Annotated in this window: 18 protein-coding genes; 13 read left to right on the top strand and 5 right to left on the bottom strand. The window is 63.5% G+C overall.

Features of this window, described 5'->3' with window-relative positions; translation table 11 throughout:
* The first annotated feature begins 848 nt into the window (after positions 1 to 848).
* Positions 849 to 1514 carry an SUMF1/EgtB/PvdO family nonheme iron enzyme gene (locus H6718_20580; GenBank protein ID MCB9587812.1) on the top strand — a complete coding sequence of 222 codons (666 nt, stop codon included), beginning with the start codon at positions 849 to 851 and terminating at the stop codon, positions 1512 to 1514.
* Position 1515: 1 nt separating this feature from the next.
* On the opposite strand, the gene H6718_20575 is transcribed toward H6718_20580, so the two are convergent.
* Complete coding sequence (locus H6718_20575; protein MCB9587811.1) at positions 1516 to 1977, bottom strand: peroxiredoxin; 462 nt, start codon at positions 1975 to 1977, stop codon at positions 1516 to 1518.
* A 581-nt stretch (positions 1978 to 2558) separates the two neighbouring features.
* Here H6718_20575 and H6718_20570 point away from each other — a divergent pair.
* The 3 genes from H6718_20570 (at position 2559) to H6718_20560 (ending at position 3856) form a co-directional block, all read left to right on the top strand.
* Complete coding sequence (locus tag H6718_20570) at positions 2559 to 2828, top strand: hypothetical protein (GenBank protein ID MCB9587810.1); 270 nt, start codon at positions 2559 to 2561, stop codon at positions 2826 to 2828.
* 90 nt (positions 2829 to 2918) lie between these two features.
* On the top strand, positions 2919 to 3395 hold the full coding sequence (locus H6718_20565) for a hypothetical protein (protein MCB9587809.1): 477 nt from the start codon (positions 2919 to 2921) through the stop codon (positions 3393 to 3395).
* A complete protein-coding gene (locus tag H6718_20560; protein ID MCB9587808.1) occupies positions 3392 to 3856 on the top strand; it encodes an acyl-CoA thioesterase in 465 nt (154 codons plus the stop codon). The genes H6718_20565 and H6718_20560 overlap by 4 nt, the downstream gene beginning before the upstream one ends.
* 3 nt (positions 3857 to 3859) lie before the next feature.
* On the opposite strand, the gene H6718_20555 is transcribed toward H6718_20560, so the two are convergent.
* Entirely contained in the window at positions 3860 to 4264 is a 405-nt protein-coding gene (locus H6718_20555) for a GFA family protein (GenBank protein MCB9587807.1), read from the bottom strand.
* 89 nt (positions 4265 to 4353) lie between these two features.
* On the opposite strand from H6718_20555, the gene H6718_20550 reads away from it, so the two are divergent.
* Positions 4354 to 5061 (top strand): YafY family transcriptional regulator, encoded by a 708-nt coding sequence (locus H6718_20550; GenBank protein ID MCB9587806.1) that lies wholly within the window; start codon positions 4354 to 4356, stop codon positions 5059 to 5061.
* Between the two features lie 16 nt (positions 5062 to 5077).
* Here the strand turns inward: H6718_20550 and H6718_20545 are convergent, their stop codons facing one another.
* Both H6718_20545 and H6718_20540 read right to left on the bottom strand, forming a co-directional pair.
* Positions 5078 to 6274 (bottom strand): aminotransferase class V-fold PLP-dependent enzyme, encoded by a 1197-nt coding sequence (locus H6718_20545; GenBank protein ID MCB9587805.1) that lies wholly within the window; start codon positions 6272 to 6274, stop codon positions 5078 to 5080.
* Positions 6264 to 7418: a PrsW family intramembrane metalloprotease gene (locus H6718_20540; GenBank protein ID MCB9587804.1), complete on the bottom strand. Its 1155-nt coding sequence runs from the start codon at positions 7416 to 7418 to the stop codon at positions 6264 to 6266. The genes H6718_20545 and H6718_20540 overlap by 11 nt, the downstream gene beginning before the upstream one ends.
* A gap of 355 nt (positions 7419 to 7773) precedes the next feature.
* On the opposite strand from H6718_20540, the gene H6718_20535 reads away from it, so the two are divergent.
* Together H6718_20535 and H6718_20530 are read left to right on the top strand one after the other, a co-directional pair.
* A complete protein-coding gene (locus H6718_20535) occupies positions 7774 to 9330 on the top strand; it encodes an Ig-like domain-containing protein (protein ID MCB9587803.1) in 1557 nt (518 codons plus the stop codon).
* A gap of 2 nt (positions 9331 to 9332) precedes the next feature.
* Positions 9333 to 11552, top strand: coding sequence for a hypothetical protein (locus H6718_20530; GenBank protein ID MCB9587802.1), 2220 nt, complete (start codon positions 9333 to 9335; stop codon positions 11550 to 11552).
* 26 nt (positions 11553 to 11578) lie between these two features.
* On the opposite strand, the gene H6718_20525 is transcribed toward H6718_20530, so the two are convergent.
* The gene (locus tag H6718_20525) at positions 11579 to 12790 is read right to left on the bottom strand and encodes an acyl-CoA dehydrogenase family protein (protein ID MCB9587801.1); all 1212 of its coding nucleotides are present in this window, start codon (positions 12788 to 12790) and stop codon (positions 11579 to 11581) included.
* A 434-nt stretch (positions 12791 to 13224) separates the two neighbouring features.
* On the opposite strand from H6718_20525, the gene H6718_20520 reads away from it, so the two are divergent.
* The 6 genes from H6718_20520 to H6718_20495 all read left to right on the top strand — a co-directional run bounded on the left by H6718_20520 (position 13225) and on the right by H6718_20495 (position 19578).
* Positions 13225 to 14607 (top strand): hypothetical protein, encoded by a 1383-nt coding sequence (locus tag H6718_20520; GenBank protein ID MCB9587800.1) that lies wholly within the window; start codon positions 13225 to 13227, stop codon positions 14605 to 14607.
* Between the two features lie 82 nt (positions 14608 to 14689).
* Complete coding sequence (locus H6718_20515; protein MCB9587799.1) at positions 14690 to 15085, top strand: hypothetical protein; 396 nt, start codon at positions 14690 to 14692, stop codon at positions 15083 to 15085.
* Positions 15086 to 15187: 102 nt separating this feature from the next.
* Positions 15188 to 15928, top strand: a complete 741-nt coding sequence (locus H6718_20510; protein ID MCB9587798.1) for a hypothetical protein — start codon at positions 15188 to 15190, stop codon at positions 15926 to 15928.
* Between the two features lie 104 nt (positions 15929 to 16032).
* Entirely contained in the window at positions 16033 to 17559 is a 1527-nt protein-coding gene (locus H6718_20505; GenBank protein ID MCB9587797.1) for an alpha/beta fold hydrolase, read from the top strand.
* Positions 17560 to 17602: 43 nt separating this feature from the next.
* Complete coding sequence (locus H6718_20500; protein MCB9587796.1) at positions 17603 to 18334, top strand: ATP-binding cassette domain-containing protein; 732 nt, start codon at positions 17603 to 17605, stop codon at positions 18332 to 18334.
* Positions 18331 to 19578, top strand: a complete 1248-nt coding sequence (locus H6718_20495) for an ABC transporter permease (protein ID MCB9587795.1) — start codon at positions 18331 to 18333, stop codon at positions 19576 to 19578. Before H6718_20500 ends, H6718_20495 begins: the two co-directional genes overlap by 4 nt.
* Positions 19579 to 19580: the final 2 nt, after the last annotated feature.

The following is a 19580-nucleotide window of genomic DNA, read 5'->3' as shown; positions in this document are numbered from 1 at the left end:
CGCACCGATTGGATGCGGCAGGAACACCCGGGTCGACTAGTCTCGGCGCCATGAAGCGCCGTCCTCTGGCAGCCGCTCGCACCCTGCTTGCCGCGTCCCTGTTTCCGCTCCTGGCCGCCGCGTGTGGTGGCGGCACCCCAAACCCGATCCTCTCGGACACCACGCCCACTGGCGTGGATGAAGCGCTGGGAGATATGGACTGCGGCAAGGTCAAGGCTCAAGACGCGCCGGACCTGATGGGCTGGGACCCCGCTGCGCGCGCCAACTTGGACCGCATGCGGCAGCAAGGCATGGTTGCCGTGCGGTACAGCAAGAACGGCTGCGACGTGAAGCTCGAGCTGCTACCGAACTGCAAGGTCCGGGCGGGTCGCGGTAAGCGCACCTACGCTTGGTCACCGTACAGCGCCAACGAGACGAAGATCGCCCACAACCAGGCTGAGCTGTACGCGAAGCTACCCCTTGGCGCAGTTGGGCTCTCAGCGAAAGTTGGTGGTGAGCGCTCGCTGCGGACTGACTACATGCTGGTCGGCACACGCAGCGTCGAGGTGGGCAAGACCATCAACACGGATCAGCTCGTGGAGTCCGACGACTGCTCGAAGGCGACCCACGTGATCACGACGATCTACTATGGCGGCTTCGCCCTCGCGTCGGGCGCGAACAAGGAAATCGAGGCTGAAGCCAGCGTGTTCGGTATGGGCGCCGGAGGCAGCCAGAAGAGCTCCCAGGAGCTACTGGCGAACGAAGGCAATGCCGACGCCTGCAAGAAGGCCCAGGCGAGCGGCGAAGAACAGCCCACGTGCAATGTGCCCCTGCGGGTGAATCTAGCTGAAATCGAGGGACGTCAGAGCATGACGTCGACCAGCGACGTACAGAGCGGCGGTGGCGACCAGCCAGCCGCCAAGTTCTCCGGCAAATGCCCCACGGATATGCTGCCGGTGGCGCCTGGGTCCTTCCGCTTTGGTCCGCGCAAGGAGCCTTCAACCATCGATGGCCTCTGCATCGACACGACGGAAGTCACCGCCGGCGCCTTCTTGAAATGCGTGGAGAGCGGCAAATGTCCGCCACCGAAGCGCAGCAGCAAGGGCTGCCATTTCCGCGAGGCAGGAAAAGAAGACTTCCCGATGAACTGCGTGACCCTCGATGAGGCGACGCAATTCTGCAAGGCCCAGGGCAAGCGTCTGCCCACGGACAAGGAGTGGGAGTACGCCGCAGTGGGGCATGACGGGCGAGAGTTCCCCTGGGGCGATGGGGACGCGACGGGCAAGGCTTGCTTCGACCGGCGTCAGGAAGGCGCTTGCAAGGTCGGTTCGTTCCCCGACGGAAAGAGCTTCTTTGGCGCGATGGACATGGGTGGCAACGTGGCGGAGTGGACATCTACCGCGGACGGCGACTACCGCTACCTCCGAGGCGGCGACTACAGCGACAGCGCTCGCAAGCTAGCGAGCGCGCTCCACGCCGAGCGTAAGCGCGCCAGCATGACCGACAAGACCATCGGCTTCCGCTGCGCGAAGTAGGCTACTTCGCGAGTTCTTGCACGGTCTGTAGCGCGGCTTCGACGTGGCCCTTGGCGTTCAAGGCGGAGCTGAAAACGTGCCGGATCAGGCGTCCTTGATCGATCACGAAGGTGACCCGGCCGTCGAAGAAGCCGAGGGTCTTCTTCACGCCGAACAGCGAGCGCACCTCCCCGCCTTCGTCAGCCAGCAACGTGTAGGGCAGCTCGTGCTTCCCGGCAAAGCGCCCGTGGCTCTGCACGTTGTCTGAGCTGACACCAACGACTTGCGCGCCGAGGCGCGCGAAGACTTCGTGTTGATCGCGGAACGAACACGCTTCCACGATGCACACCGGAGTGTCGTTCTTGGGATAGAAGAAGAGCACGACGGGGCCCTTGGCTGCCTGCTGCGAGAGCGTCCAGCGCTCCCCCGCCTGAGTGGTCAACGTGAACTCCGGAGCCTGCTGTCCCGCCTCGAGCTGCGCCATGGTTCCCACCTCAGTCCGCCGTCTCGACATTGTCAATCACTCGCTGGGATCCGACCTTCGAAGCTGATTCCTCGGGGTAACCCGCTGCGGCGAGCGGCGCCGTAGGTTGGCAGACAGGGGCGGTGGAGCCGTACCCGGGGCCTGCGCTCGAAACCACTGAACATGAGAGGTTCAGTCAAGGCGATCCTGCGGTACTCAGCCGTCAGAACCGGGAAACTAAGTGCTTTCAACGGGTTGGAGATCTGACAAACAACGACACTGAACACTGAACACAAAGCACTGGCGCTTTGTTCAGTGGTCGGTTAGGAATTAGACATGCCTTGGTCCTGGGTGGCCGTGAGTCACGGTCGAGAGTTCGGCGCTGGTGTCGAACGCTCCTTGGTGAGTGCGAGCGCAAGCTCTCGCTCTCCTTCGGCAAACCTGTGCTCATTGAGGCTGCGCCCACCGAATGCTCACGAGCTGGCTTCTGCAGCCATGAAGACAGCGCGAGAGAAAGTAGCCGCAGCCACCTCAGGATCGGTCTTCTTGCCCCCATCCGGCCCGCTCCGCCGCGGCGCCGGACACCGAACATCGAGGTAGCTATGCGCGTTCGTCATTACGGTTTGTCCGCCGAGGCCGCCCCCATCGACTTCTTCGCCGATCCCGACGGAGATTGGAGTTATGAGGCGCTGCTCGAAGCCGCCGGCATCCACCCGGAGTCTGCACCCAATGGCGTGATGATCGGCGCCCTGGGCGAGCCCTGGCGCGGTCACCCAGAAGGTGCCGCAGTGGTCAGCTTCGCCCGCGACGGAGTCCCGCGGCTGTGCATCGTTCAGTGCCCAGCGGGTCGCCGTTCGCCACGCGCAGCGTGAGCTTGGCTCGGTCTGTTTGCGCCGATCGAATCTCGCGACCTAGAGCTTGAACACTGGTGAGTCCGGCTGGAGCGATCTAGCGTCGCCGCCATGGCGGACACCCAGCTTCAGCAGCTTCCCGAAGATTTGCGCTCCCGCGTCGCCGAGTTGAGCGACGCGGCAAACGAGCTGACCGAGGGGGGACAGCTCGTCGAGGCACAGCAACGCTTTGAACAGGCCCTAGCGCTGTTTCCGGAGCCCGCAGAGCGATGGGAAGGGCGTGCTGAACTGCTTGCCGCCGTGGGCGATGTTTTATTTTCCCTAAGGAAATATAACGACGCTCTAGGTTGGCTCGAGCGCGCTGCCGGTGCACCCGAAGCTGAAGAGAGCGCGTGGCTCGAGCTGCGCCTCGGACAGGTGCGGCACGAACTTGGCGATGCAAAGAGCGAGGCGCATCTGGCGCGAGCGCTCGAGCTAGGTGGTCCAGAGCAGTTCGACGACGAGGATCCGAAGTACTTCGCCGTAGCGAGCTCCGTCGTATCGCCACCTGCGGGCTTCAGCTCGTGGGACGAAGCTCGACTGCCATGAGCCAGCCGTATCGCTTCGACTTGCAGAGGTTGCGCCAGCTGGAGATCGCGCCTGGAGCGTTTCGCGTGAAGCGTGCCGTGCGCTTCCATGACATCGACGCGGCTGGCATCGTCTACTTCGCTCGCGTGCTCGACTATGCGCACGACACGTATTGCCAATATTTGGAGTCGGTGGGGCACGGCTTGCCCCAAGTGCTGAGCGATGGCGAATGGGCTGCACCGATCGGGCATGTGGAGGTCGACTACTTTGCGCCGTTGCTGTTTGGAGACGAGCTCGAGCTGGTAATCGCTCGAGCGCATCTCGACGGCAGTCGGCTGACGCTGGCGCACCTGGTTCGCTGCAAGGACAAGGTTCGCTGCGTCGTGCAAACGACTCACGTCTTCGTGGGCCGAGCGGACTTCCGCCCCATTGCGATTCCGCCATCCCTACTCGAGGCGCTGCAGCAGCTGCCTCGCGGTTAGAACTCAGCCGTCAGCAAGTTCGGGGTGGCCCGGGAACTGCGGCGCCGCGTCTGCGATCTCGTACCACCCTGGCTTGTCGGCGACGAACTCATGAAACGCGTTGCTCAGCGCGGGAGGGTTTTCCAAGCAGTTCACGTTCACAGGAAACGTCTCGGCATCACCGATCAGCTCGCCCAACGCGGTCCCGCAGCGCCGACAAAACGAGCGGGTGTAACGATACGGCGCCTCGGGAGCGTAGACCTCCACGGATGCTTCCCCCGATACGAAGGCGAAGTCTTCCCGCCGCACGAAGGCGAACGTGGCGATCCCCAGCCGTCGACAGCGCGAACAGTGACAAGTCCCCATCAACTTGGGCGGACGCTTCAGCTGAAACCGAACTGCGCCACAGCAACATCTCCCATCAATCATCGTCTCTTTGCCTTTCGCGTTTTGCTTGAGTCGGGAGATTCCCACTTCTACTGACACGTTTCTGTCAGCAGGCGTGCGATGACTCACACATGACCCGCAGCGAGCGCTTCTTCCGCATCGTTCAGATTCTCCGGCGGTCAAGGCACCCAGTTCCTGCGAAGCAGATCGCCCAGGAGCTAGAGACCAGCCAGCGCACCGTGTACCGCGATGTGATGGCGCTCGTGGGCCAAGGCGTGCCGATCAGCGGCGCAGCCGGAGCGGGCTACCTGCTCCAACCCGGTTTCGACATGCCCGCAATGATGCTCACCAGCGACGAGCTGGACGCCGCGCTGCTCGGCGCCAGCTGGGTGGCTTCACGAGGCGATCCGCAGCTCGCTCGCGCCGCGCAAGACTTGATCGCCAAGCTGCGGGCGGGGCTACCGGAGTCGTTCGCGATGCACATCGACGCGCCACCCGCGAGCATCGCACCAGTCCCCACCATCCACGAACTAGTTGATACGGCGGCCCTCCGCAGAGCAGTGCGACAGGGGTTGATGGTGCAACTCGTGTACGTGGATCTCGCAGGCCGCGAGACCAAGCGGCGCGTTTGGCCCGTGCTGGTCGGCTACCGAGACAGCGGGCGCATCCTCGCCGCATGGTGCGAAGAACGCAGCGCCTTCCGATACTTCCGCACGGATAGAATGATGGGTGCCGTAGTCCTGGAAACTCGCTATCCGGAGTCTCCAGCGCTGCTCAGAGCGCGTTGGCGCGACGCAATGGACGTCGAGCGCCAACGCTACGCCGACGCGGCTGAATAGCAGGCAGCTGAGCGACCTAGACGAGTGCCACTACGTCGCGCAGCGTCGTGACCACGTGGGAGACCTCATCGAGGTTGTTCGGCCAGTGCGGCGCGAAGCGCAGACAGCCGTCGGGCGCGCTGCAGTGGATGCCGCGCTCGTTCAAGACCTCATGCACCTTCACCACGTCGTGCTGATCCGAACGGAAAGACAGGGTGCAAGAGCGGCCGCTGGTTTCTGCTGTACGCAAGCTCTCGAAGCCGAGGGCCGCCACTGCAGGCTCCAGCTGGTCGAGGTAGGCTTGAACGTGGGCGTAGATGCTCCTCACCCCCAACCCTTGAATCAAGTCCAGGCTCGCCTCCAGCGCCGCGAAGCCAGCCCCATTGGTCATGCCCGTCTCGAAGACGGCTGCGGTCTGTTTCAACGGTCGCTCGTAACTCAGATGTCCCGCACCTTCGAAGAGGAAGCGCAAGCCGTCTTCATGGCTGAGCCAGCCGGCGGTATGCACCTCGAGACCCTTGCACTTCGCTTCCCTGACGTAGAGGAAGCCACAGCCGTCGGTGCCCATCAGCCACTTGTGGCTGCCACAACTCAAGTAGTCGATTGAGCAGCTGGCGACGTCTATGGGAGTTGCCCCGCACGCCTGAATCGCGTCGACGAAGAGCTCGCAGCCGTAGCGTTGACACAACTCACCGATGCGCTCGAGGGGCATGCGATGCCCTGTTTGGAACTGCACGGCACTGACCGCGAGCAAGCGCACCCCACGTTCGAGTTCCGTCGCCAGCGCCTGCAAAGCCCGATCCTCTTCCGTGCGGAATGAATCAGCATCCAGCCAGCGCAGCTCGAGGCCGAAGAGCTTCGCCGCGCGCTGCCACGGCGTGACGTTCGTCGGGAACTCGCCGCGCAGCACCAAAACGCGGTCGCCGGGCTCCCATGGCACACTTAGCGCGATGTCCGAGACGCCCCGCGTGGTGTTGGGCATCAGGGCGATCTCTTGGGGTTTTGCACCCACCAACGACGCGAGCTTTCCGCGCAGCACCTCTCGCTGATCGATCCACTGCGGGAATGCGGTGACACCGCCAGCGGCCATGGTGTCCACGTAGGTACGCACCCGATCTACGACCCACACCGAGGGAGGTGAGATGGCGGCGTGGGCCAGATACGCGCGGCTCTGAAGCTCTGGGAACCCGGCGCGTGAGCCGAGCTCTGCCTGTAGAGCGCCCTCAGTAGCCACGCGCGAGCTCTTGACGGAGCGCGATCAGTTCTTGCCGCAGGGGAACGATGGACTGAATGCTCACGGTCTGCTTTTGGCCCTTCATGGCGCGTGCAGCGTGCCACTTCGCCATGCCGAGTCGGATGCCCACCATGACCATCTTGTGGCCCTTGGCACCTTTGCTCATGCGGGCCTTCAAACGACCGAACGGCGAGCAGATCAGGTCCAAGTCTTCCGCGGTCATGTTGCCCATCAAGACCTCATCCTGAAGATTGGCGCGCAGTGTCTTGCCCTCGCGGGCAACCAGCCAGAACACCATGATCATGAAGCAGATCAGCACGATGAAGTACATGATCAGCAGGAAGAAGAAGAGCGGCACGCCGGTCCAGCCGCTGAGCACGCTGGTGAAGTTCCACATCGCGTGCATCGACACCGCGATGAAATAGAAGCCGATCGGCGCGGCCCACTTGACCCAGCCCTTGGTCGTCTCTCGCGCGAGCCCAACACCGAGACCCGTGATCGCCGTGTAGAGCGGGTGACCCCAAGGCTTGAGGATGCCACGCATCACGAACTGGAAGGTGAACTCCCCCATGCCAGCCCCGGTGACGGATCCCTTGGCGATGGCGCTCGAGTAGTAGAGGACGTTCTCCGTCATCGCGAAACCGAGCGCAGCGAACACACCGTAAATCATGCCGTCCACCACGCCATCGAACTCCCGGCGCATGAACCAGAACATCCCGAGCACCGCCATGCCCTTGAAGCCTTCTTCAACCAGCGGCGCGCTGATCACTGCCCCGAGGAAATCGCCGCCGCCTTTGCCAGCGACGCCTTCACCGATCGCTCCGGCGATGGTGTTGATCAAACCCGCGAAACCGGCCGCAGCCAAGGCGCCCCAGAGAAAGGCCATGGCGAGCGCCCACCACGGCTCCGGGTCGAAGCGGTCCACGATCCAGGGCACCGTCATGTAGACCAAGCAGGCCGGGACCGCGAACATCGCCGCGATGATCTCCGCCTTGATGATCTCGCCGGCGTACGGCGTCATCAGCGGCGAGATCAGGAACATCCACGACAGGAAGATCAGGCCGAATAAACAGCCCAGCGCCCACAACGTGATCCCAATCCAAGCGGCCGTCTTCTCGGAAGACGTCTTCGGTGCCCCAGGCATAGCTCGCAACGCTATCCTGACTCGGCCGGCTTTTGAATGCGCGAAAGTGGCAATCGTCGTGGCCGGCAACCTCTGAGCCCGACCCCCTCCAACCAGCGGCGTGGGCCTACTCCTGGAACGACCGTGGGTTCGTTGCTGGGGGTGAGGGTCTTGTCGCCGCGAGCAACCGCGAGCCTGGCGCCGGGTTCTCCGGAGACGAGCCGACGCGCCGCGTAAGTAGTCCTGCGGAAAAGCCGTCAGATGTAACCGCTCTGCCTCCTCCCAGAGCGAACGGGGATGTTACGTTTTCGAAGTGCTGAAGCTGTTCATTCATCTAGTCCGCCCGAGGGTCCCTACGTCGCGGGCTTCCGTCGCTATGCTGCGCTCCAGCGCTTGGGCGATCGCGCTGGCACCGCTCCTGTGTGTGGGTTGCGGCGGAAACGACGACGGAAACGCGGAAGCTGGTAGCTGCAAGGCGGGCGCTCCAGCGCCAGACGCCTTCACCCCGATCTCTGGACCGGGTGGGCCGAAGGGCGCGTTCTCTGCCGCACCAAGTGCCACCCCCTGCGCGTTCCTCGATGGGGGCGAGAACGATCCGGATCATCACAACGGTCTGTTCATGATCGATGGCTACCTGGTGATGCCCTGGGCACCCGAGTGGGCGGATGGCGGCATCAGTGTCTTCGACTTCAGCGACGCGTGTTCCCCCAAGCGCTTGAACACCGTCGATGCCGTGGCCATGCGTGAGACCCATGCTACAGGGCTGAGTCAACACGCTGGACGCTGGATGGCGGTCACACATCTCAAGGGCATCAGCTTCTGGGACATCTCCGACGTCACCAATCCGGTGTTCGGCTCGACCATCGAGCTACCAGGCGTGTTCTACCCAGACGCCTACGCCCGGGTGGTGATGAGTCTATTCTGGCAGGCACCGTACGTGTATGTCGCCGGAGCGGACAACGGGCTCTACATCGTCGACGCCAGCGACCCGCTGAATCCGGAGCTGGTGGGGACGTACAACTTCGAGTTGCCCCTGCGTGCCGGCGCCATATTTGCCGTGGGGAATTTAATGGCGGTGAGCGCCGCTGAAGGCACGCGCACCACGTTGCTCGACATCAGCGATCCGACGACGCCAGCGCCGATTCCCGGCGGCACATTCGAAGTAACTGACGAGACCGGTACCCCGCGGGAGGTCTATCACTCGCACCTGAACGGCGACAAGATGTGGTACGCCCGCAAGGGCGGCGGTGGCGGACTGATCGTCTACGACATCGCGAACACCTCAGCTCCGAGCTACCTCGGGGGCAACAGCCCTCCGAACAGCAACGGCGGCTACGTCTTCATCAAAGATCAGCGGGCGTTCGTCGGCGAAAGCAACTTTGGAGATGTGTTCGATGTTTCGAACCCGACCCAAGTCGTGCTGGAACATACCTTCCATCTACAAGCGGAGGGGGACCTAGAGAGCGACCCGGGCGACTTCGACACGTTGGTTCCCCTAGGCAACGTGGTGATCGCGGCAAGTGACGAGAGCGACAAGACTGACGCTTACCCAGACGGCGCGGTCGAAGGGCGTGCGAGCCAGGTGTTTGCATTGGACAGCGCCCCGGATACTCAAGGACCGCAGGTTACGATGGTGAATCCGAGCGCGAATGCTGTGGGGGTCCGGACCAGCGCGCGCATAGGTATCACCCTCAGCGAGTTCGTTGAACTAGGAAGCGTTTTCGAAGGGTCATTCCAAGTTTTCAAGTCGGGCTGCTCGAAGCCGCTAGCCGGTTACTATTCGGGTCAGGAAGGGATCTTGAACTTCTGGCCCGCCGAGCCGCTCGAGCCGCGCACGAGCTACGAGGTCGTGATTCCGGCGGGCGGCATCACCGACTACCTGGGTAATCCGACCAGCGAAGAGTTCCGCTCGAGCTTCACCACCTCAGACTGAACATGAAACGCCGCTTGTTGTTCGCTGGATCCGTAACGCTGGCACTCGCAGCAGCCTGCGGCGACTCCGAACCCAAGCAGACCGGCTCGCCTCGCTTGCAGGTCGGCGAACTGAGCGGCCCAGAGCTCGGCTACGTTGGGCAGGACGTCTGCTTCAGCCTGGAGGTCACTCCAAGCAACGCCGAGCGCATCTATTACTGGGGCGACGGTGAAGAGACGGAGAGCGAGTGCCACACCTACACAGCTCCTGGTCACTTCCTCGTGAGCGCCAGGGTCACATCCGCAGGGCAAAACGACTCCGAGACGCGTTCGCGAAGCCTGCTTGTCGTGCGTGAACCGTTGGCGAGCGCTCCAACGCACTCGAGTACCATCGCACTCGAGCCGGAGGGTGAGCGCCTGTGGGTGGTCAATCCGGACAACGACAGCATCTCCCTGATGAACGCGCAGACTCTGGAGCTGCTCCGCGAGTTCCCCGTGTGCAAGCATCCACGCACGCTGGCGCTGAGTGGAGCGTTCGTCGGCGTGACCTGTCAAGACAGCAGCGAAGTGTGGCAGCTGGAGCGCCTCGTGCCTTCGGATGCGAAGCGCACTGCATTGCCTCCCGGAAGCGCTCCATTTGGCATCATCGCCGATCCGCGCGGGCACTACTTCTACGTCTCGGAGCAAGGCCGAGGGGGCGTCTCGAGCATCGCCGTCGGTGGCTCCGGCGTCACCCAGAGCGCGGCGACACTGCCGGACCCACGCGGGCTTGGGATGCTACCAGATGGGCGACTGTTTCTGACTCACTGGCGCGCAGGGAAAGACGGCGCGCGATTGTCGCAGGTCTCAAGCCCGAGAGCCGGGGAGCTCGGCGAGCCTCGGAGCCTGCAGCTCCCTCCCGAGCTCGGCTTGAACAGCGACACCAACAACGACGGTGTGCCTAGCTTCATGAACCAGGTGGTCCTGACTCCCAGCGGCTCGCAGGCCTGGCTGCCTTCGTTGAAGGCCAACGACCGAACCGGCATATTCCTTACGGGAAAAGATCTGACCTTCGACACCACGGCTCGCGCCATGCTGAGCGTGCTCGACGTACCGAGTACCCAAAGCGATCTCCCCGTCGAGCGCGCGGCGGGGCGCTATGCCTTTGACGACCTGGACATGGCCTCCGCGCTGGTATTCTCCCCAGAAGGCGGACTCGCCTACGTTGCGATCCAAGGCAGCGAACGCGTGATCGTGCTCGACGCTTTCACCCTCGACATGGCTGGTTCGATTCGTGACGTGGGTCAGGCACCCCAGGGACTAGCCTTGAGCCGCGACGGGCAGCGCCTGTACGTGCACGGCTTCATGTCACGAAGCGTGCGCGTCTACGACGTGTCTAGCCTTGGTCAAGGCGATCCAACACTGCTCGCTGAAGGCAAGACGATCGAATCCGAAGCGCTGAGTAGCCAGGTCTTGCGAGGCAAACAGATCTTCTACGCGGCGGTGGATCCACGCATGAGCAAGTCCAGCTATCTCGCGTGTGCGAGTTGTCATCTGGATGGCGAAGGCGACAACCTGGTGTGGGACTTCAGCGGGCGCGGCGAAGGGCTGCGCAATACCATTCCGCTGAGAGGACGCGCCGGCACAGGCTCGGGCGCCTTGCACTGGTCTGCAAACTTCGACGAAGTTCAAGATTTCGAGCACGACATCCGTGGGCCGCAGCAAGGCACAGGCTTCCTGGCGGACTCGCTATTCCACATGGGAACTACGGACACACCGCTCGGGGACCCGAAGGCGGGACTGAGCGAAGACCTGGACGCCCTAGCCGCCTACGTGAACAGCCTGAGTGGCTGGGGCACGAGCCCCTATCGGCAGACAGGCAACAGCGACTGGGAAGCATCGCGAGAGCGCGGCAGGCAACTCTTCGAGTCCGCCCAGACCGGCTGCAGCAGCTGTCACTCCGGTCCCACCTTCAGCGACAGCGGCTTCGACCCGGGACAAGTGCCACGCCTGCACGACGTGGGAACGCTCGGCGCTGGCAGCGGCTCGCGACTCGGCGGGGCGCTGATTGGCGTCGACACGCCCAGCCTTCGAGGCTTGTGGAAGAGCGCGCCGTACCTGCACGACGGCTCCGCGCCGACGCTGCGGGAGGTGCTCACCACGCGCAATGCAGGCGACCTTCACGGCACCACTTCTCAGCTGAGCGCGATGCAGATCGACGACTTGGAAGCTTACCTACTCACCCTCGACGACCTCGAGCCCTAGGCGGCCCGGGTTCGATGCAGCGGGGTTCATTCCGCGGGGAATTTTCTCAACTCCAACTTGCCAACCTGCGCCAAGTGCACCTCGTCGGGCCCATCCGCCAGACGCAGCGTCCGAATATGCGAGTAGGCGCGAGCCAGGAAGAAATCCTGGGAAACGCCTGCCCCACCGTGGACCTGAATCGCGCGGTCGATCACCGCAAGGGCCATGCGTGGCGCGGCCACCTTGATCTGAGCGATCTCCGAGCGTGCCACCTTGTTGCCCGCTTGGTCCATCTTCCAGGCGGCGTGCAGCGTGAGCAGCCGAGCCTGATCGATTTCCATACGGCACTCAGCAACGATCTGCTGAGTGACACCCATCTCCGCCAGCCGCTTGCCGAAGGCTTCACGCTGGTTGGCACGCTTGCAAAGCGCTTCCAGAGCACGCTCCGCCATGCCGATGGTACGCATGCAGTGGTGGATACGTCCCGGCCCTAGACGCCCTTGCGCAATCTCGAAGCCACGCCCCTCGCCAAGCAAGATGTTGGACTTGGGCACTCTCACGCCATCGAACGTGACCTCTGCGTGGCCGTGGGGCGCATCATCGTAGCCGAAAACATGGAGCATGCGCTCGACGTTAACGCCCGGGGCGTCCATCGGCACGAGCACCATGCTCTGTTGCTGGTGCCGGGGCGCGGAGGGATCCGTCTTGCCCATGAAGATGCAAATCTTGCAGCGGGGATCCCCCGCCCCACTGGTGAACCACTTGCGCCCACGCAGCACGTACTCATCCCCATCCGCGCGGATTTCCGCGCGTATATTCGTCGCGTCACTGGAAGCGACTTCGGGTTCCGTCATCGCGAAACATGAGCGAATCTCACCGTTGAGCAGCGGCTCGAGCCACTGCTTCTGCTGCTCGGGTGTCCCGTAACGTACCAGCACTTCCATGTTGCCAGTGTCAGGGGCGTTACAGTTGAACACCTCGGGCGCGATGAAGGAACGGCCCATCACTTCGCAGAGCGGGGCGTACTCCACGTTGCTCAGACCCGCCCCGTAATCGCTTTCCGGTAGAAACAGGTTCCAGAGGCCCGCTTGCTTGGCCTTGGCCTTGAGTTCCTCCATCAGGCTTGGCACCTGCCAACGCGTCGACTGACGATCCAGGGCGGCTTCAAACTCAGCCTCCGCTGGGTAGACGTGGCTTTGCATGAAATCCTGCACCTGCTGGAGCAACTCAACGACCCTGGGGGCGTGCTTAAAATCCATGTAATCTCGACTAGTTATGGGCTGAGCAACGGACTTTGAGGCCGCATGCTACACCGCCCGGCCGGTGAGCCCAAGCGCCGCACCGTGACCTGCACGCGATTCCACGAAGCGCGCGCGGCGTTTCCGCATGCATACGCCTCCCGTTTCGGCCTTCAGTCCGAAAGTGCTAACGTCCGCACTCGCTGCGGCAATGGGGAGGGCACCAAGCCGAATCGGCAAAGCACGCGGCAATGCTTCTTGAGCGCGGCACGCTTCGTGAGCGCGGCACGCTTCGTGAGCGCGGCACGCTTCGTGAGAACCGCACCGCCACGTCACCACTTACCCACGCATCGAAAACTTCAAGCGATTGTTCAGAAGTGCTCATCTCAGCCATTCTCGAGAAACGAATGCAAGCAACCAAGCATCAGGTCCGAGTCCAGCGTAGAATGCGCGCCATGCGATCTGGATCAACGTCCCTGGTGCTCGCCCTCCTCTTGGTCGCGTGCGGTGGTGATGACGGCGGCACGGGGGGTTCCGGGGGGACCGGCGGTTCCGCGGGGTCTGCAGGTAGCGGTGGCACGGCCGCCAGCGGAGGAACTGGGAACTCAGGCAGCGGTGGTATGGCCGCCAGCGGTGGGAGCGCAGGCAACACCACTGGAGGGGCCGCGGGAAGTGCTGGCACCTCCGGCGCTGCTGGTATGGGCGGCACGGGCGGGACATCAGGCAGTGCGGGTACGAGTGGAACTGCAGGCAGCTCGGGCGCAGCCGGCAGCGCGGGCACGGCAGGCACCGGCGGCGCGGCAGGCACCGGCGGCGCGGCAGGCACCGGCGGCGCGGCAGGCACCGGCGGCGCCGCGGGCTCTCCTGCCACGAACTTGCCGCCGCTCACTGGCGTTGGCGCCGAGACATTGGCGGGAGATGGCGTGTCCGGCAAACAGGACGGCACACGGGACTTCGCCCACTTCAACAACCCCGTCAACGTACTGCTAGGCCCCAGCGATCGCCTGTACGTCGCAGACTTCGACAACGGGCTGATCCGCAAGGTCACCACAAGCGGTGACGTCACGACGTTCGTCCAGGCGAGCAGCTTCGCGCGGCCGTTTGGGCTCACGTTCTTGAGCGGCGGCGATCTGCTCGTGCAGACTGACTACAACTCCACCTTTGGCAGCGGTGGTGCACTCTGGCGCGTGGACTCCAGCGGTAGCGCCACTCTGCAGGTCGACGACTCTGGACGCGCTCGTGGGCTCGCAACGCTGAGTGACGGCCGCGTGGTGATGTCATTTTTCCTCGAGCAGCGGATCGGGATTTTCGATCCGACGAGCAAGGTCATCACGCCACTCGCCGGCTCTGACAGCGCTCAGAGCGGCCTCGTCAATGACACGGGTACCGCCGCGCGCTTCAACACACCCTATGCTGTGGCGGTGCTGAGCGGTGACGAGATCTTGGTCGCCGATCGGGACAACAATGTGATCCGCAAGGTAACACTTGCCGGCGTCGTAAGCACCTTCGCAGGTGACGGCAGCGCAGCAACCACCGACGGTGTTCTCGCAAGCGCCGCTTTCAACGCCCCCCAGGGACTCACCGTGGACGGCAGCGGTAACGTCTACGTCAGCGAAACCGGTGGGAACGTGCTGCGCAAGATCTCTGGCGGGCAAGTGACCACCATCGCGGGCGACGGTACCCAAGGCTGGATGGACTCCTCGACACCGCTCACCGCCGAGTTTTACGGGATGGAAGGCATCAGCGTGAGCAGCGATGGCAGCACGCTCTACGTCGCTGATGGCAATCGCGGTGATGACAGCGGAAACCATCGGGTGCGGGTAGTTCACCTCCAATAAGCACGCAGTGCTTCGCTCGTGCTGAAGGCGCTGACCTGCCGCTTTCCATGGCCAACCCGCGCAGCGGGACTACCATCGGCGCATGCTGAAGCAGGACTTCGTCATGCGCATCATCGAGAAGGCGATGCAGGCGATCGCTCGCGCCCTGGGCTATCAAGCCAAGGGGGAAGACACGCGAGCGCTGGAAGCGCTGTCTGAAGCCTACCTGGACTTGCTGCGCGTCGATCGGCAGACGTTCGAGACCTTGGACATCAAGACCCTGGTCACGCTGCTCGGGCCCCCGGAAGTCGTGCGCACGTTGGCGCGGGTGATGACCATCGAAGCACGTACCTTCGAGCGCATGGATCGCCCCTACCTGGCGAAGCAGCGGCGCACGCGAGCGACGGAACTCTACCTGGCGGTTGGCGTCGGGGACGATGCGGAGGACCTCGCGGCTCTGCGCGAACTGCACGCCTGGCTGAAGCAACAGCGAGACTGAAGCCTATTGACAGCAGCACCGCGGCGAAGGAAGCCATCTTGAGCGGCGAACACTCGCCGCGGCGAAACAGTAGGGCGGCGAAACAGTAGGGCGGCGAACACCTTGAGCGACTACTTCAAACTCTGCAGCAGCTGCAAAAAGCCGATTGGCTTCGAGCAGAACTACTTCGTGTGCAGCGTCTCGACCTGCAACCGCAAGCGCCTGGGGCTCTTCTTCTGTTCGCTGCCCTGCTGGGAGGCGCACTTGCCGATGATGCGGCACCGCGACGCATGGGCAGAGCAAACCAAGTCGCCCACTCAGGCCGCCTTCGAGCGCGAGCAGGCAGAAGAAGCCGCAGCTCAAGAGCGCGCCGCTGTTCGCGCCACCCCCGAAGCCCAAGAGGTTGCCGCGCGGAATGAAGAAGCACGTCAACAAGCGGTGCAACGCGCGCTGGAAGGCGATGACTCGGACCCCGCCCAGCGAGCAGCAAAGCTAGGGGTCGTGAAACGAAGCGCCGGCGGTGACCACGGCGGCGGTGAGAGACACGGCGGCGGTGAGAGACACGGCGGCGGTGAAAGAGGAGCAGGCAGCGGTGAAAGAGGAGCAGGCAGCGGAATGAGCGGACTACCCGAGATCGACGACAAGGACCTGCCTCAAGATATCCTCATCGTGGCCTCCAAGCTGAAGAAGTACATCCGCGCACGCTCAGAGTTCAACACCTCGGACAATGTGATGAGCGTGCTCAGCGACCACCTACGGCGGCTAAGCGTGGAGGCCATCAAGACCGCCGCGCGCGATGGTCGAAAGACCGTGCTCGACCGCGACGTCCTGAGCGTCCTGAACAACATCTCCTACCGCTCCTGAACCCGCGGCTTCGGACAACACCGCTTCAGACAACACCGCTTCAGACAATCGCGGCAAAACGCGATTTGAGGGAGCCGAAGGGCGGGCTACACTGAGAGATCGTGGTGTGGTTCTCCAGACCAGGTTCTCGCATCGTTCATGGCGGCTCCGCAGCCTGGCGGGAGATCAAGCGAGCGCGCCGCTTACTGGCCATGGCGCTGGTCGGCCTAGCGTGTAGCGAAGCCAACCCGGAGCTTCACCCAGCCGGCGTGCGCGGGGCAGAAGGTCTCGAACGCTGCGACCTCAAAGGCACCCTCGCATTGTGCGGCCAGACCTCGGTGTGGGAGAACCGCGAGCTCGAGAGCGGTCGGCGCATCCAGCTTCACTACGCAGTGCTTCGCTCATACTCGGCGTCCCCGGCCAGGGATGCAGTTTTCTTTCTCGCTGGCGGGCCGGGGCAATCCGCCATCACGCTCGCCCACGACATGGCCCCGCTACTCGAGAGTGTGCGCCGCGAACGTGACATCGTCTTCCTCGATCAGCGCGGCACTGGCCAATCGAATCCACTCAACTGCGAGCTCGCGGATCCAAACGACCCCAACGAGCAATTCCGTACGGATTTTAACCAGAACAAGCTCAAGCAATGTGTTGCCGCGCTAGACGCTGACACGACTCAGTACACGACCGCTGCCGCGGTAGCCGATCTGGAAGATGTGCGCAAAGCTCTGGGCTATGAGCGCGTAAACCTGATCGGCGCCTCCTACGGGACACGTCTCGCCCTCGCTTACGCTCGCGAGCACTCGAGCTCGCTCCGGAGCATGGTGCTCGACGGCGTCGCACCACCGCAGCTGCGCTTGTTCTTAGACTTCCTCCCCGACGGTCAGCGCGCGCTCGATCAAGCGTTCGACTACTGCGAACGCAACGTGGACTGCAACCGGAGCTACCCTTCCCTGCGGCAAGACTTCGCCGCGTTGATGGCCCGCCTCGAGCGCGAGCCGCTGATCGCCAAGGTGCAGCATCCGGAGACCGGAGAAGAGCTCGAACTCACGCTCACGGCGGATGCTTTCGCCTCTGCAGTTCGGGGCATGCTCTACTCCGCAGAGGTGAGCCAGCTCCTGCCGGTGGTGATCGAGCAAGTCGCCGACGGCAAGCTCGATGCGCTCCTCACCCAGGCGATGTTGGTGTCCCACAGCGTGCAAGAGACGATGAGCCTTGGGCTCCTGCTGTCGGTTGCCTGCGCTGAAGATCTACCTCGCGTCAGCGACGCCGAGCTGGCGGAGTACTCGAACCAGAGCTTCCTCCCCGCATCGAGCGTCACGGAAATCCGCAAGGCGTGTGATGTCTGGCCCCACGCGATAGCAGACGCCAAGGCCGCGGAGCCGGTGGTCAGCGACGTTCCGACGCTGCTGCTGTCAGGCGAGCTCGATCCAGCGACGCCGCCCCGTTGGGCGGATTTGACTTTGGATGGCTTACATCAAGGGCTGCATCTGGTCGTGCCTGGTCAGGGCCATGGCACCTTGAGTGTGGGGTGCGTGCCCAACCTGGTGAGTCGGTTCGTTCGCGATGGCAACACGCAGGGCCTGGACACCGGCTGCGTCGAGGGGCTGAAGCGCCCGCACTTCTTCCTGGATCTACTGGGACCGCGTCCTTGACGCCGCGCCTGGGTAGTCGCCAACTGACGCGCCTAGCGACGCAATGATTCAGGTCAGCGAGCTCGACAAGCGCTTTGGTGCGATCCACGCAGTGGCCGGAGTCAGTTTCCGTGCCGCTGATGGCGAGATCACCGGTTTGCTCGGTCCAAACGGAGCTGGCAAGACGACGACCCTGCGCATGCTCTACGGACTCACCCGCGCAGATTCAGGTTCCGCCACCATCGATGGAGTAGACATTGGGCGCTCACCGCGTGCGGCTCAGCAGCGCCTCGGTGTCGTGCCGGACCAGCGTGGGTTGTATCCGCGACTTACCGCACGGGAACACATTCACTACTTCGGCTCCTTGCAAGGCCTCGCTGGCGCTACCCTCGACGCGCGCATCGAGGCGCTCCTGGACGAGCTCGAGATGCGGTCCCTCGCCGATCGTCGCGTGCAAGGCTTTTCCCAGGGGGAACGCGCGAAGGTCGCGATCGCGCGCGCGCTGATCCACGCTCCGCAGAACCTTATTCTCGACGAGCCAACCAATGGCCTCGACGTGATGGCGACCCGGAGCATGCGCGGCGTGATTCGCGAGCTGAAGCGCCAAGGTCGCTGCGTGGTCTTTTCGAGCCACATCATGCAAGAGGTCGGCGAGCTGTGCGATCGCGTGGTGGTGATCGCCCGGGGTAAAGTCGTCGCCACCGGGACACCTGCCGAGCTACTAGAACGCGCCGGAACGAGCAACCTGGAGGACGCCTTCGTCGACGCGATTGGCAGCGCTGAGGGACTCGGATGAGTGAGTCAGCGCCCGAGTCGCCCGGGTCGCAGCCCACGGGTTTGGGGGGGAGGGTGCCAAGTCCCCTCAAGGTGCTGCTCGTTGTATTCCGCAAGGAATTGATAGACGCCCTACGGGACCGCCGGTCGCTGTTCTCTGCGCTCCTTTTCCCCCTGCTCATGCCGTTGCTCTTCTCGGTGATGTTCCAGACACTGATCGAGCGCGAGGCACCGACTGCGCGCACGAAATTGCCAGTGATCGGCATGGAAAATGCGCCCGGGTTGATCGAGCACCTGGGGACCCAGGGAGTTGACGCTGAGGCAGCTGCGGCTGACCTCACCCCCGATCCTCGACGCGCCGTCGAACTAGGCAAGGCTGAGGCCATCTTGGCCATTCCCAAAGACTACGCAGAACACTACCAGGCCGGCCGCCCAAGCTCCTTGCAGCTCTACTTCGACGACAGTCGCTCCGAGTCGCGGCGCACCGCGCGCAAAGCCCAGCGTGTGATCCTCGGCTACTCCCAGCGCGTGGGGGCGTTGCGCTTGATCGCCAGGGGAGTGAGCCCCGATCTTTTGCTGCCAATCCGCGTGGAAGAGCACGACACGAGCACCCCCAGCAAGCTCACGGCACGCCTCTTGAGCCTGATCCCGATGCTAGCGTTGATGGCGTGCTTCATCGGTAGCATGCAGGTAGCCATCGACACCACCGCGGGCGAACGGGAGCGAGGCTCCCTCGAGCCACTCTTGATCAATCCGGCGTCGCGCTTTGGATTATCCGGAGGGAAATGGCTTACGGCGTCCCTGTTCGGCTTGGTGAGTTGTAGCTTGACGCTCTTCACCAGTCTCGTCGCGATGAGTCAGGTCGATCTGCAGAAGCTAGGCTTGCACTTCTCCATTGGCTGGACGCAGGGCCTTCAGATGTGGCTCGTGCTTGTCCCCTTGTGCGCGCTTGCGAGCGCACTGCAGATGTTGATCGCTACCTTCGCGCGCTCTTACAAAGAGGCTCAAACGTACCTCTCGCTGATTCTGTTTTTGCCCATGTTGCCAGGGCTCCTCTTGAGCCTGTCGCCCGTCGACACCCAGCCGTGGATGTGGAGCGTGCCGATTCTCGCGCAGACTCAATTCCTCACGGATGTGATGGCGGGCAGCCCACCAGGTGCCCTGGGACTAGCACTGGCGGGCCTAGCGACGCTCGCGCTGTCACTCTTGTGTTTGGGAGTCGGCGCGCGCCTCTTGAACAGCGAGCGCATCGTGTTCGGGCGCTGAAC

The organism is Polyangiaceae bacterium, assembly GCA_020633205.1.
Lineage (GTDB): Bacteria > Myxococcota_A > Polyangia > Polyangiales > Polyangiaceae > JAHBVY01.
The sequence above is the reverse complement of the archived record's forward strand: the minus strand, read 5'-3'. Positions and strand labels throughout refer to the sequence as shown.

What these genes read in the sequence shown, in the direction of transcription:
- H6718_20520 (MCB9587800.1), top strand. Translation starts at nt 13,225, where the DNA reads ATGCGATCTGGATCAACGTCCCTGGTGCTCGCCCTCCTCTTGGTCGCG.
- H6718_20570 (MCB9587810.1), top strand. Translation starts at nt 2,559, where the DNA reads ATGCGCGTTCGTCATTACGGTTTGTCCGCCGAGGCCGCCCCCATCGAC.
- H6718_20550 (MCB9587806.1), top strand. Translation starts at nt 4,354, where the DNA reads ATGACCCGCAGCGAGCGCTTCTTCCGCATCGTTCAGATTCTCCGGCGG.
- H6718_20515 (MCB9587799.1), top strand. Translation starts at nt 14,690, where the DNA reads ATGCTGAAGCAGGACTTCGTCATGCGCATCATCGAGAAGGCGATGCAG.
- H6718_20500 (MCB9587796.1), top strand. Translation starts at nt 17,603, where the DNA reads ATGATTCAGGTCAGCGAGCTCGACAAGCGCTTTGGTGCGATCCACGCA.
- H6718_20525 (MCB9587801.1), bottom strand. Translation starts at nt 12,790, where the DNA reads ATGGATTTTAAGCACGCCCCCAGGGTCGTTGAGTTGCTCCAGCAGGTG.
- H6718_20575 (MCB9587811.1), bottom strand. Translation starts at nt 1,977, where the DNA reads ATGGCGCAGCTCGAGGCGGGACAGCAGGCTCCGGAGTTCACGTTGACC.
- H6718_20580 (MCB9587812.1), top strand. Translation starts at nt 849, where the DNA reads ATGACGTCGACCAGCGACGTACAGAGCGGCGGTGGCGACCAGCCAGCC.
- H6718_20530 (MCB9587802.1), top strand. Translation starts at nt 9,333, where the DNA reads ATGAAACGCCGCTTGTTGTTCGCTGGATCCGTAACGCTGGCACTCGCA.
- H6718_20565 (MCB9587809.1), top strand. Translation starts at nt 2,919, where the DNA reads ATGGCGGACACCCAGCTTCAGCAGCTTCCCGAAGATTTGCGCTCCCGC.
- H6718_20555 (MCB9587807.1), bottom strand. Translation starts at nt 4,264, where the DNA reads ATGATTGATGGGAGATGTTGCTGTGGCGCAGTTCGGTTTCAGCTGAAG.
- H6718_20535 (MCB9587803.1), top strand. Translation starts at nt 7,774, where the DNA reads ATGCTGCGCTCCAGCGCTTGGGCGATCGCGCTGGCACCGCTCCTGTGT.
- H6718_20540 (MCB9587804.1), bottom strand. Translation starts at nt 7,418, where the DNA reads ATGCCTGGGGCACCGAAGACGTCTTCCGAGAAGACGGCCGCTTGGATT.
- H6718_20560 (MCB9587808.1), top strand. Translation starts at nt 3,392, where the DNA reads ATGAGCCAGCCGTATCGCTTCGACTTGCAGAGGTTGCGCCAGCTGGAG.
- H6718_20495 (MCB9587795.1), top strand. Translation starts at nt 18,331, where the DNA reads ATGAGTGAGTCAGCGCCCGAGTCGCCCGGGTCGCAGCCCACGGGTTTG.